The organism is Prochlorococcus sp. ALOHA_ZT_50 (assembly GCF_022447305.1).
In the GTDB taxonomy this organism is placed as follows: domain Bacteria; phylum Cyanobacteriota; class Cyanobacteriia; order PCC-6307; family Cyanobiaceae; genus Prochlorococcus_A.
Map to the genome: position 1 here is coordinate 49,224 of NZ_JAKVCI010000012.1, position 10,903 is coordinate 60,126.

Sequence of the window (10,903 nt, forward strand, 5' to 3'; positions counted from 1 at the left end):
ATGAATCAATCTAAATGTCCTGTCCCTAGAGAGCAGCAACCCACAAATGAATTCATAGAATTATCAAAATCTAAAATTTTTTCTTGGCCAAAAACAAAAAAGTCACTAATTCTTATATTGATAAAGTTCTGGGTAGGAGCTTTTGTTCTATTTCTTGTTATTTCTTCAGGTAGTGTATATTTCAAAACTTCCCTTTTAAAATATATTCTATTAAGTTTTTTTAGCAGCTTATCAATACCTCTTTTAATTTCAATAAGATTATATCTAGGTTGGAATCATATATTTAATAGATTAATATCTGAAAAAGTTGAATACGAGGAATCCGGTTGGTATGACGGTCAAGTATGGGAAAAGCCATTAGTTTTGAAAGAAAAAGAATCACTTATTGCCTCAATCGAGGTAAAACCTATTTTAAAAAATTTAATTCAAATTTTTTCTATTATTTCAGTCTTAGCTTTGTCTGGTATTTTGATTTTTCAATATAACAATTTCTAAATGAGTTCTAATTTCAAAAACCTCTACACTTCTAACAATCCTCCCTTACAAGCAACCTTAATGAGAGGATCAAATATTGAGTCGATCCATAAAATTCATGCTGTTATTACTGATAAAAAAGGGAGGGTTTTAATGTGCGCAGGAAATCCAGAATATAAAAGTTTCATAAGGTCAGCACTAAAACCTTTTCAAGCAATACCTTTCGTTAGTAGTGGAGCTGCATCAAAAATCAATAATGAATCAAAATCAATTGCTTTAGCATGCGGGTCACATAGTGGATCAAAACTTCATTCAAGGGAAGCATTCAAAATTTTATGGGAATATGACATTGACATTAATAATCTTAAATGTCCAAAATCAAAGACAAGTCCATTAGAACATAATTGTTCTGGTAAACATGCTGCTTTTTTAGCTACATGCAAAAAAATGAATTGGCCATTAGATAGTTACTTAAAGGGGGATCATCCTCTTCAAATAGAAATATTCAGAATTGTTTCTGAATTACTTGAAATCCCGTCATCTGAAATAAACGCAGAACGTGATGATTGTGGTGCACCCACTCTTTATTTAAAACTATTAGAAATGTCGAGGTTATATTCACTTCTGAGCAGTTCCGAAAATGCTGAATTAGAACAAATCAGTAGAGCTATGACAATAAACCCAATAATGATAAGTGATAACAATAAATTTGATACAGAAATAATTAAAGCTTCTCATGGGAACGTTATAGGTAAAGGTGGAGCCGAGGGAATACAGTGTCTATGTAAAGTAAATGAAGGTATAGGTTTAGCTTTAAAAGTAGAAGACGGTTCAAAAAGAGCAAAGCATGCTGTTAGTCTTCACTTACTAAAACAGTTAGAGTGGATATCTGACTTAAGAATTCAAGACATCGAAGAAAAGGTGTTTAATTTTTCTGAAGGAGTGCGACTTGAAGTTAAAGGTAAATTAAAATTCCAAGAATCCTAAAAAAACAGGAAAAATAACCCTTTCAGATGTATGCTATGTATATGACGCGGGGTAGAGCAGTCTGGTAGCTCGTCGGGCTCATAACCCGAAGGTCGGAAGTTCAAATCTCCCCCCCGCCACCATTTAGAAGCAGCTTCAAAGCTGCTTTTTTAGTATTTGCAATAATTACAGCAATTATAAAAATAAAGATTATAAAGTCTTAAATAAAAAGAGTTTATTAAAAATTATTTGATATCTTTTTCAATAGAGAATTTCAAGTCAACCCTAACTATTAGGCCAGTAATGATAAAAAGTATTCCAATGTATGAATTCAAAGATAGGTCCAAAATATTAAATTAATTTTCTAACTAAATTTTAACTCACAAATCATATCTATTAAATAAGCCAATAAAAAAAATCTGAATTTTGAACATTTAAATCTTTAATAAATAATTTAATAAAGTAGAGTAAGATTTATATAATTTAGAAAATTATATGCAGAATTTGCTACAGCGTGATTTAGGTTCAAGCATGTTATCAATAGCTGTCATATTAGGTTGGTTAGGTCTGTTTTTTGTATTTTTGAGAGTATTAACAATTTCAATAAAGAGAATCCTTGAAGCTGTTTTCAAAAAATCGTAATTATTGAAATAAATCAATAATTCTGAATTAATCGCATAAATCCTTTATCACTAAGTATAATAACCTAAAAATGTCAATTTTAGATAAGGTTAAGATAGGAAATTCTGTTCAAGTTAACCTAGAACTATCTAAGGATAGACTTACCAAAGAAACTATTGATGCGATAAATGTTTCTTCATTGGGTAAGATAAGTGATTTCAGAATAACTGATGGCAAAGGTATTGGAGTTGTCTTGCAATTATCTAATGGAAAAGAGCAATGGTTTTTTGAGGATGAAATTGATCTTCTCGACGAAAATGGTAATGTAATTAAAAAAAATAATTATAAAAAAGAGAATAGTAATTTTATATTTGATTTTTTAAGAGGATTAAATTATGAAAATAAAAATAAGGTAAGCGAGTTACTTAATCCAATTAACTTTTTTATCTGGCTGGTTGTATCGTTTAAAGATATTTTTTAATTCATTGAAAAATTTTCTAAAATAAAAATAATTTAACAATTTATTTAAATATAAAATTTCAGTAATTAAAAATTTAAATGGTACAAAATATTATCGATGTAAGAAATTTATCTAAGTCATTTGATATCTCTTCCAAAGAACCAGGCTTAAAAGGAACAATTAAACATTTTTTTAGAAGACAAACAAAAAGTTTAAAAGTTATAAAAGATATAAGTTTTGAAATTAAAGAAGGAGAAATAGTAGGTTTTCTAGGTGCTAATGGAGCTGGGAAAACAACAATATTAAAAATGCTTTGTGGCTTAATTTATCCAAGTGAAGGTTCGATTTTGGTTTCAGGCTACTTACCTTTCAGGAGAAAAGAAAATTTCCTAAAGAATATCACCTTAATAATGGGACAAAAGCAACAGCTTATTTGGGATCTTCCGCCAATTGAATCATTCTATTTGAATGCATCAATATATGACTTAGATAAGTTCGAAGCTAAAAAGAGAATAAAAAAACTATCGGAAATGCTTGAAATTGATGAAGAGCTATTCATACCTGTTAGAAAACTTTCACTAGGTCAGCGTATGAAATCAGAATTACTAGCAGCTTTGATACATGAACCAAATATTCTATTTTTAGACGAGCCGACACTTGGATTAGATATTAATGCACAGAGAAATTTAAGAAAATTCCTTCAAAAATATAATAAGGAAACTAATGCAACGATATGCCTAACCAGTCATTACATGAAAGATATTACATCGCTATGCAAGAGAGTTATATGTGTGCACGAAGGGGCGATATCATATGATGGAAAACTTGACCTATTATTAAAAAAACTTTCTCCTGTTAAAGAAATATTAATAGTTTGTCGCTCAGAAGAGGATGCAATTAAATTAGAAAATTCCGGTTTTACTGTTAAAAATAAAATAAAGAATGAAATCACTATAAAAATTGAAAACAACTCTATTACCTCTTCACTAAAAACTATCCTAAATAATTTTGATATTGAAGACCTTTTTATAAATGAACCACCCATAGATGAAGTTATTGGGAAGGTATTAATCAAAAAAGATTATGATATCTAATTTGATTAACCGTAAAATATTCACCTTATTAAAAGTCCAATATTCAAACATGTTGGAATATAGGGTAGAAATTGCATTATGGGCAATTTCAGGGATTATTCCTTTTTTCATGTTAAACATTTGGACAAATAATAATCTAAATGAATCCATAAACATTAGTGATGTTATGCTTTCTAGGTATTTCTTATGTGCTTTTTTTGTAAGACAGTTTTCTGTAGTTTGGGTTGTATTTAGTTTTGAAGAGGATTCTCTTATGGGGAAAGTATCTCCGTATTTAATCCAACCTTTAAATCCATTTTTCAGATATTTTGCACAACATCTTGCTGAACAAATAACAAGATTTCCTTTCGCACTAATAATCGCATTTTTCTTTTTTATTTTTAATCCAGAAAGTATATGGATACCAAATTTAGGTATTTTACTCTTATCGATAGTATCTACTTTCTTATCCTTCTTGATTCAATTTTTAATTCAGTCAATAGTTGCATGTCTATGTTTCTGGACAGAGAAAGCATCATCGATAGAAAGATTGTTATTTATTCCAACTTTATTTCTCTCAGGTCTTTTAGCACCAGTAGTTTCATTTCCCGCATATGTTAAATCTTGGATTTATTTGACTCCTTTTCCATATCTAATTGATTTCCCTGCGAACTTACTGTCAGGTAATGAAACAAATATTAGTGGAGGCTTAAGTATGCAAATTCTATGGATTTTTTTACTTTTCCCATTATTTAAGAAAATCTGGTCTGAAGGAACGAAAAAATATACAGCAATGGGGTCATGAATTTAAGAAAATATCTAAAAGTTTATAAAAAATTCTTACATACTTCTTTAGCTTCTGAATTGGAGTATAAGACAAATATATTAGTTGATTTAATTACTGCAATTTTAAGTTTAGTAGGGAGTATTTTTCTATTATCTATTTTCTTTCAAAATAATGGATATATTGGAGGGTGGAAATTTGAACAGGCACTAATAATCCAAGCTATTTATACAATTTTGAATGGAATAACAAATACATGGTTCAATCCTAATCTTACAGAAATAGTTAAACATATAAGAGAAGGAACATTAGACTTCGTACTTTTAAAACCTATTGATAGTCAATTTTTTATTTCATTAAAAAAAATAAATCCATCTGGATTTTTAGAAATAATGCTTGGATTTTTCTTGTTGTTCTTCTGCATAAGAATAAATCAAATAAATTTAAATTTAAGTTTTCTGACCCTATCCTTGATTACGATAAGCTGCTCGATTTGTATTTTATATAGCCTATGGTTTTTTATCTCTACTACTACTATTTGGTTTGTTAAGACTTGGAATGCAATAGAAGTATTAAGATCATTTCTTTATATTGGAAGATTTCCTCTAAATTCATTTTCATTTTCTTTAAGAGTTTTTTTTAGTATTTTCATTCCTATTGCTTTTATAACTACAATTCCTTCTGAAGTTTTTCTAGGACTTTCTCAATTGTGGAAAATATTGCTTGAAGTTATTGTTGCTTCAGTATTTCTTATAACTTCAAGAAAGTTCTGGTTATTTGCATTAAAGTTCTATTCATCAGCATCTAGCTAACTATTATTTAATAACCTCCCTGCAAAATTCCCAAATTTGTTGTTTACTTTTCAGATTAGAAAGCCTAGATAATTTCTTAAAATGAGGTTTAGATTTTTCAACAGATAAAAGCCTACAGTTGTATTCAATTTTATGATTTCTAGATATGATTCCTAATTTGAGTGCAACATCACAAAGGATAATTATTAAAGTGAGAAAAAAAACTATACCGAAAAATTGTGAAAATGATTTTGAATAATTTTCATTTTCAGTTTTTAATTCAAACTTCATTACTTAACTATATGCTGAGGGCACTTAATTGCAGCAATAGCAACAGCCGTAACTTTAAAATTTTCTGACTTCTCAATAACCTTTTTAACCTCTAATGGTCCAAATTTATTACTTGCATCACTGTAGGAAAGAAGTAAAGATTTATAGTTATCATGACCTAGATTTCTATACTCACAGAAATTATCCCCAACATAATTCAAAAGAGTTAGTAAAGTTAATTCAATCATTAAAGCTTTTTACTAGCAAAGTTCTTACGAATGATACTGTGCAGGACATTTTTAACAAGTAAAATTACCAAAAACATTTGAAATTATGAAATTAGATTTTCATTGATAAACTTTAAAGTTTCAGAATTATTTCAGAATTTCTTAATTTACATATAAGAAAATCATTAAAGCACTATCTGTAGTGTATGTAAAATGTAATATTAGCGCTACAGATAGGGGGTTGCATTTTTTAAGAAATTGGTTTAAAAATAAGGTTCCCCATCACCCGGCCCCACATATGTGAGGCCTTTTTTTTGTTTATAAGATAAGGTCTATAAAAGTAATATTTAATAAAACGAGTTTTTCATTAAGCCTTTGATAATTAATAAATTATTTTTTAATTTATAATCCAGCTTTAGAATTATTTACCAAAAAGTACTAATATCCTCCAATAATTTTATAAAAAGCTTTTTATGGATTTAATCAATAAGCTAATACCAACCAAAATACAAACTGTTATAAAAGTTTTCTTAATAAGTATATTCCCATTTAATTTTGACAGGTGAGCTCCGAAAAATCCTCCTGTAAAGGAACCAATTATTAAAACTATCAATAAATTTAATGGAACCGATCCTATTCTTGCCAAAAATACTGCTCCGACAAAATTCCAAAAAATCCCAACAGTAAAAAATGTCATACTTATGGCTCGAAGAAAATCCATTTCAAAAGTTTTTATTAATAGTATTGTTACAAGCAATCCAGTTCCTGAAGAAATAGAACCATTTAATATACCTATAAGAAAAATAAAAATTAAAAATCTAATTTTATGAACAAAATTAAGCTTTTTATTACCAGATGATAAACCTAAATCTGGTTTAAGGAATGAGTAAAAAGCTAATAATATGGATATTATTCCTAAAATTAAGTACAAATACTTTTCTGATATATATTCAACTACAGAAGCCCCTAAAATTACTCCTGGTAATCCAAAAATTAAAATTTGCCAAGCAACACTTATATCATTACCTAAAGATTTGTAATTTCTTAAGGAACCCCCTATTCCTAGTGCTACTGTTGCTAATTTATGACTAGCCAGAGCCTGATAATAAGGAACTCCAGATAAAATCAATGCAGGCAATTGTAATAATCCTGCTCCTCCTCCAGAAATCGCTGAGAACGTATTAGAAAAAAACGATATCAAAAAGATATAAATACTTTTAAATAAAGAATGATCAAAATTTCCTAATAATATTGTTAATAAATAAAGCATTAACTATAAATTGCCTTTGTATTAATAAGTGAAAATTATTCTTTTCATAAGAAGCATATGATTTAAAAAGTCTCATCTTATCTTTTTCAATCATACTTTAAAAAAAACTGTTATCATCAAAAAAATTATCAAGAATTTTATGCATAGACAAGATGCAATTTACCTTGATCAGTTTTGTCCCAAGATAAGTAATAAAAATTGGAGAGAGTCACTTAATAAACTTACTAATTATAAATGTATTTATTGCGGTAAACCCTCAGAATCACTTGACCACCTTCACCCAATGTCAAAAGGGGGGATTAGCAGTACAAGTAATTGCGTGCCATGTTGTTTGTCATGTAATGGGAAGAAATCAGATTCAGAAGTTCTTAGTTGGTACAGAAAACAAAATTTTTATGATCCTCGAAGAGCTATGGCGATACGAGCATGGTTTAATGATGATTTAAAACTAGCGTCAGTTCTTTTGAACTACTTAAATTAAACAATGAATGATAAATTGATTGAGATTCGAAAAAATATTTTTGTATATCCTTGAATAGGATCCTTTATTTTAGTAAGAAATGTTTTTATTAAATCATTCTTATTCTTTCTGAATTTATATTATTGTTCTTAAAAATCGAGATATTAGAATAATCATCTTTCCACATTATTGGTGAATCTATAACCTTTCTCTCTGGAGACTTTACTGAAAAAATCAATCCAAATACAAAAAGAATAGTAATCAAAATTATAGTCAATACTAATTTGTCTGAAATATTATTCATTAACCTAATCTATCTTGAAAAATTTTTGTCAGGAGTAGTTTTTTCGTAAATTTCTAGAAAATATGATTTAAAATAATCAACCCCCTCCTTTCCAATTAATCCAAACGACCATCCACAATCATTTACTACTTGCAATGAAATTTGATTTGCCAAGTCACTTTTCTCAATCCATTTTTTCTGAGGATTGTAAGAGAAAGATATAATGTTTTCAGTTTTTACAATAGCTGATTTCATTGCTTCATCTTTAGAAAGACCATTTTGGATAGCATTGCAATATTTCTTAGAGAAATTATTAGAGATCCTATTTTGTAGCAAACTAACACTAGGATCGGACGTATCAAAAGCTAAACCTATTGCAGGTTTTAATTGAAAAATTATAAATAAAAGTAAGACAAAAAATAATTTTAACAACAGCTATTAATCAATAGTTTATAAGTAATATAATAGTATTTTAAAATTGTCTTTTCAATTAAATCTGATAATTATTAAAAGCAAATTAAATTTCAATTTATTAATAATTAAAAGTATTGCGATAAGTTCAGTAATAATAGTCAGAGGTTTATTTGACTACTTATATGTACGAATCATTGATGACATTGCTATTTTTTCCTGATTGGACAAATGGATTACCTTCAGATTTCTTAATTCTTCATTTTTTTGTAGGAGCTGTGATTTTTCCATTCAACATGATTCATGCTAAAGCAAGAAAAATTGACAGTCAAAACCCACAGGAAGCAGCTAATGGGTATAAAAATTCAGACAATGCAACATTTTTTGGATACGAGGAAATCAATTAGATTTCCATAAAATTTATTTAAGGAATTAGTTTATTGATGATAATTTCCCTAAATACAGCTTTAGATCTTAAAATATTTAGTCCCAGTGAACCTATAGGAATATTCATAATTTTTGTAGGATTAATATTTACTGGCATGATTTTCTATATTATTTATGCTGTAAGTACTAATAAAGAATCCTTAGAAGACAAAAAAATAAGAACTAAAAAGGAGTACTTGCAAAAGGAGAAAATAGGAAAATTATTTCCTAAGAAAAAATAAATTTAATTGCTTTATTACTATAAAGATATTTATTTATATTATTAATTATTAAATCAGTAGGATCTAAAAACATTAGTTTTAGTTCTCTTAAATCAAACATCTTTTCTAAAATTTTAACTATAACAACAAAATTTTTTTTACGAGGACTTCATATTGTTAATTGCACAGCTAAATTATTTTCATATCAAGCAAAAAATGTTAAAAATGGAAAAAATAATTTGAAATCTTGGAGAATTCACCTCAATATCTATTTCTTGCTAGTGGAGTAAATAATGGAGAAGGTTTTTGGATTGTGGGAATAAAAAATTGCGATGAAAATATCCTTGAGGATGAAAATCTTTTAGATTGCCATAGAAAAGAATTAATAGGTAATGAATCAGCAAAAGATATTCTTTTAGCTATTAATTTAAACGTAAATAATTTATTAAATGAACTAAGAAACAAAAATTATTTAATTGCAAGACCTTCAATGGGGATTCCATTTGATATCCCTTTAGAAATCTTGGAAAATATTTTTGATTTTTGGTTAGATATTTATAAAAATCATGAAGCCTGGGAAGCTTGTTTAGGACTTCTTAAAGTTAGAAAAAGGATTCCCCTAACAAACCTAATTGAAAGCGAAAGTTTAAAGGGTAACTCTAAAAAATGGGCTATAAAAATTGAAACTTTACATACTTATGTTCCTTCTTCACTTAAAAATGAAAAATTAAATGACCCCATGTGGGAATAATTTTATCTTTAAATACTAAAAATATTTACTTCGTTGGATATTTAAGTAAAAATAAAATAACTAATAATTTAAAAATGAATAAACCATATTCTTTTAGTATCGATCAAATGAACGGGATAGTTGAGGATACATACGCCAAGATAATAAATGAATGTGAAAATTTAAAAAAAAATACTAATTGTCCAAATGAGCAAGTAGTAGCACTTTTAAGTGTAATTGCTTCAAATTACGCTACTACAACAGAAAAAAACGAAAATTAAGATGATAAGTTATTTTACTTGGAGCGAATTTGATAAGAGCGTAGAACAAATAGCTAATAAATGTAGGTTTAAGGAATTTTCTGGAATATATGGAGTTCCTCGTGGTGGATTATGTCTTGCTGTAGCACTAAGCCATAAATTAAAAATTGAATTAATTTCAGAACCAATAAAAAATTCACTAATAGTAGATGATGTTTATGAAACTGGTCTTACATTAACGACCTTCAAGGATATTGAAGGAGCAATGTTTTTTGTATTATTTAGTAAAATCAAACCTACATGGTGGAATACAGTATTTATATCTAAAAAAAGCCAATGGATAGTTTTCCCTTGGGAAAATACTTTAAATTCAAAAAGTGACCGCGAAGAGTACATCAAAAAAAGAGGTTTAAGTTGAGAAAGAAATTATATTTGGCTAATCCATATGGATTTTCAAAACAAACTAAAACACTTTTAAATGAATTTATTGAAATCTTCAATGATTTAAATGTAGAAGTATTTGAACCTTTTGAGAGAGCAAAACCATTAACACAAAAAGAAAGTGAGTGGGCATATGAGGTTGCAAGAAGTAATTTCCATGATTTAAAAGAATGTGATTGTATTTTTGCGATTGTTAATGGAAATCCACCAGATGAAGGGGTAATGATTGAATTAGGTATCGCAATTGCTTTAAAAAAGGAAATCTTTTTATTCAGGGATGATTTTAGAAATTGTGCTGATAGCAATCAATACCCATTAAACCTAATGTTATTTCTTGGACTGCCTAAAGATAATTGGGAAAAATATTATTTTGAATCATTACAAGATATAAAAAGTAATAAAAAAAGATTTGTGGAGTGGGCAAAAAATTAGCCAAATAAACCATTAACCCTCAATTAGAAGTTTTGAGTTTAAATATATCTGTTAAGATGCTAGGATATTATTTATTTAGAAAATTTTGACACAAGTTACAGTTGGAGAGAACGAGGGAATTGAATCTGCCCTTAGAAGATTTAAGAGACAAGTATCTAAATCTGGAATCTTTGCAGATTTAAAAAGACTTAGACATCACGAAACTCCTATTGAAAAATATAAAAGAAAGTTACAACAGAGAAGAAAAGCAAGAAGAAGATAATTCCCTAGAACTTATAAAGTTTTTTATAAATTATTAAAATT

20 protein-coding genes and 1 tRNA gene are annotated in these 10,903 nt (G+C 27.9%); 16 read left to right on the forward strand and 5 right to left on the reverse strand.

The window, feature by feature from the left end; translation table 11 throughout:
* From MK115_RS04440 to MK115_RS04475, 8 genes are all read left to right on the forward strand, one after another.
* Nucleotides 1–495 carry a CGLD27 family protein gene (locus MK115_RS04440; RefSeq protein WP_287609664.1) on the forward strand — a complete coding sequence of 165 codons (495 nt, stop codon included), beginning with the start codon at nucleotides 1–3 and terminating at the stop codon, nucleotides 493–495.
* The gene (locus MK115_RS04445) at nucleotides 496–1,461 is read left to right on the forward strand and encodes an asparaginase (protein ID WP_287609666.1); all 966 of its coding nucleotides are present in this window, start codon (nucleotides 496–498) and stop codon (nucleotides 1,459–1,461) included.
* 45 nt (nucleotides 1,462–1,506) lie between these two features.
* A tRNA-Met gene (locus tag MK115_RS04450) sits at nucleotides 1,507–1,583 on the forward strand.
* A gap of 352 nt (nucleotides 1,584–1,935) precedes the next feature.
* On the forward strand, nucleotides 1,936–2,082 hold the full coding sequence (locus MK115_RS04455) for a hypothetical protein (protein ID WP_193742605.1): 147 nt from the start codon (nucleotides 1,936–1,938) through the stop codon (nucleotides 2,080–2,082).
* A 70-nt stretch (nucleotides 2,083–2,152) separates the two neighbouring features.
* Nucleotides 2,153–2,542 carry a cytochrome b6-f complex subunit PetP gene (gene petP, locus MK115_RS04460; RefSeq protein ID WP_287609668.1) on the forward strand — a complete coding sequence of 130 codons (390 nt, stop codon included), beginning with the start codon at nucleotides 2,153–2,155 and terminating at the stop codon, nucleotides 2,540–2,542.
* A gap of 77 nt (nucleotides 2,543–2,619) precedes the next feature.
* A complete protein-coding gene (locus tag MK115_RS04465) occupies nucleotides 2,620–3,615 on the forward strand; it encodes an ABC transporter ATP-binding protein (protein ID WP_287609670.1) in 996 nt (331 codons plus the stop codon).
* Nucleotides 3,605–4,399 carry an ABC transporter permease gene (locus tag MK115_RS04470; protein ID WP_287609672.1) on the forward strand — a complete coding sequence of 265 codons (795 nt, stop codon included), beginning with the start codon at nucleotides 3,605–3,607 and terminating at the stop codon, nucleotides 4,397–4,399. The genes MK115_RS04465 and MK115_RS04470 overlap by 11 nt, the downstream gene beginning before the upstream one ends.
* On the forward strand, nucleotides 4,396–5,190 hold the full coding sequence (locus MK115_RS04475; protein WP_287609674.1) for an ABC transporter permease: 795 nt from the start codon (nucleotides 4,396–4,398) through the stop codon (nucleotides 5,188–5,190). The genes MK115_RS04470 and MK115_RS04475 overlap by 4 nt, the downstream gene beginning before the upstream one ends.
* Nucleotides 5,191–5,193: 3 nt before the next feature.
* On the opposite strand, the gene MK115_RS04480 is transcribed toward MK115_RS04475, so the two are convergent.
* From MK115_RS04480 to MK115_RS04490, 3 genes are all read right to left on the reverse strand, one after another.
* On the reverse strand, nucleotides 5,194–5,460 hold the full coding sequence (locus MK115_RS04480; RefSeq protein WP_287609677.1) for a hypothetical protein: 267 nt from the start codon (nucleotides 5,458–5,460) through the stop codon (nucleotides 5,194–5,196).
* On the reverse strand, nucleotides 5,460–5,687 hold the full coding sequence (locus MK115_RS04485; protein WP_011863020.1) for a hypothetical protein: 228 nt from the start codon (nucleotides 5,685–5,687) through the stop codon (nucleotides 5,460–5,462). The genes MK115_RS04480 and MK115_RS04485 overlap by 1 nt, the downstream gene beginning before the upstream one ends.
* A 436-nt stretch (nucleotides 5,688–6,123) precedes the next feature.
* A complete protein-coding gene (locus MK115_RS04490) occupies nucleotides 6,124–6,936 on the reverse strand; it encodes a sulfite exporter TauE/SafE family protein (protein ID WP_287609684.1) in 813 nt (270 codons plus the stop codon).
* Nucleotides 6,937–7,075: 139 nt separating this feature from the next.
* Between MK115_RS04490 and MK115_RS04495 the strand changes: the two genes are divergently transcribed.
* Nucleotides 7,076–7,417: an HNH endonuclease gene (locus MK115_RS04495; RefSeq protein ID WP_209110252.1), complete on the forward strand. Its 342-nt coding sequence runs from the start codon at nucleotides 7,076–7,078 to the stop codon at nucleotides 7,415–7,417.
* An 88-nt stretch (nucleotides 7,418–7,505) separates the two neighbouring features.
* Here the strand turns inward: MK115_RS04495 and MK115_RS04500 are convergent, their stop codons facing one another.
* Both MK115_RS04500 and MK115_RS04505 read right to left on the reverse strand, forming a co-directional pair.
* On the reverse strand, nucleotides 7,506–7,700 hold the full coding sequence (locus MK115_RS04500) for a hypothetical protein (protein WP_287609687.1): 195 nt from the start codon (nucleotides 7,698–7,700) through the stop codon (nucleotides 7,506–7,508).
* A gap of 9 nt (nucleotides 7,701–7,709) precedes the next feature.
* Nucleotides 7,710–8,111, reverse strand: coding sequence for a hypothetical protein (locus tag MK115_RS04505; RefSeq protein WP_287609689.1), 402 nt, complete (start codon nucleotides 8,109–8,111; stop codon nucleotides 7,710–7,712).
* Nucleotides 8,112–8,290: 179 nt separating this feature from the next.
* On the opposite strand from MK115_RS04505, the gene MK115_RS04510 reads away from it, so the two are divergent.
* The 7 genes from MK115_RS04510 (at nucleotide 8,291) to rpsU (ending at nucleotide 10,862) form a co-directional block, all read left to right on the forward strand.
* Nucleotides 8,291–8,497: a hypothetical protein gene (locus tag MK115_RS04510; RefSeq protein WP_225866241.1), complete on the forward strand. Its 207-nt coding sequence runs from the start codon at nucleotides 8,291–8,293 to the stop codon at nucleotides 8,495–8,497.
* 36 nt (nucleotides 8,498–8,533) lie between these two features.
* The gene (locus tag MK115_RS04515) at nucleotides 8,534–8,758 is read left to right on the forward strand and encodes a hypothetical protein (protein WP_079333432.1); all 225 of its coding nucleotides are present in this window, start codon (nucleotides 8,534–8,536) and stop codon (nucleotides 8,756–8,758) included.
* Between the two features lie 226 nt (nucleotides 8,759–8,984).
* Nucleotides 8,985–9,488, forward strand: a complete 504-nt coding sequence (locus MK115_RS04520; protein WP_287609692.1) for a josephin — start codon at nucleotides 8,985–8,987, stop codon at nucleotides 9,486–9,488.
* Complete coding sequence (locus tag MK115_RS04525; protein WP_287609694.1) at nucleotides 9,479–9,748, forward strand: hypothetical protein; 270 nt, start codon at nucleotides 9,479–9,481, stop codon at nucleotides 9,746–9,748. Before MK115_RS04520 ends, MK115_RS04525 begins: the two co-directional genes overlap by 10 nt.
* 1 nt (nucleotide 9,749) lies before the next feature.
* On the forward strand, nucleotides 9,750–10,145 hold the full coding sequence (locus MK115_RS04530) for a phosphoribosyltransferase (protein WP_287609696.1): 396 nt from the start codon (nucleotides 9,750–9,752) through the stop codon (nucleotides 10,143–10,145).
* A complete protein-coding gene (locus MK115_RS04535; protein WP_287609698.1) occupies nucleotides 10,142–10,600 on the forward strand; it encodes a nucleoside 2-deoxyribosyltransferase in 459 nt (152 codons plus the stop codon). Before MK115_RS04530 ends, MK115_RS04535 begins: the two co-directional genes overlap by 4 nt.
* Nucleotides 10,601–10,685: 85 nt before the next feature.
* On the forward strand, nucleotides 10,686–10,862 hold the full coding sequence (rpsU, locus tag MK115_RS04540) for a 30S ribosomal protein S21 (RefSeq protein ID WP_002806486.1): 177 nt from the start codon (nucleotides 10,686–10,688) through the stop codon (nucleotides 10,860–10,862).
* Nucleotides 10,863–10,903: the final 41 nt, after the last annotated feature.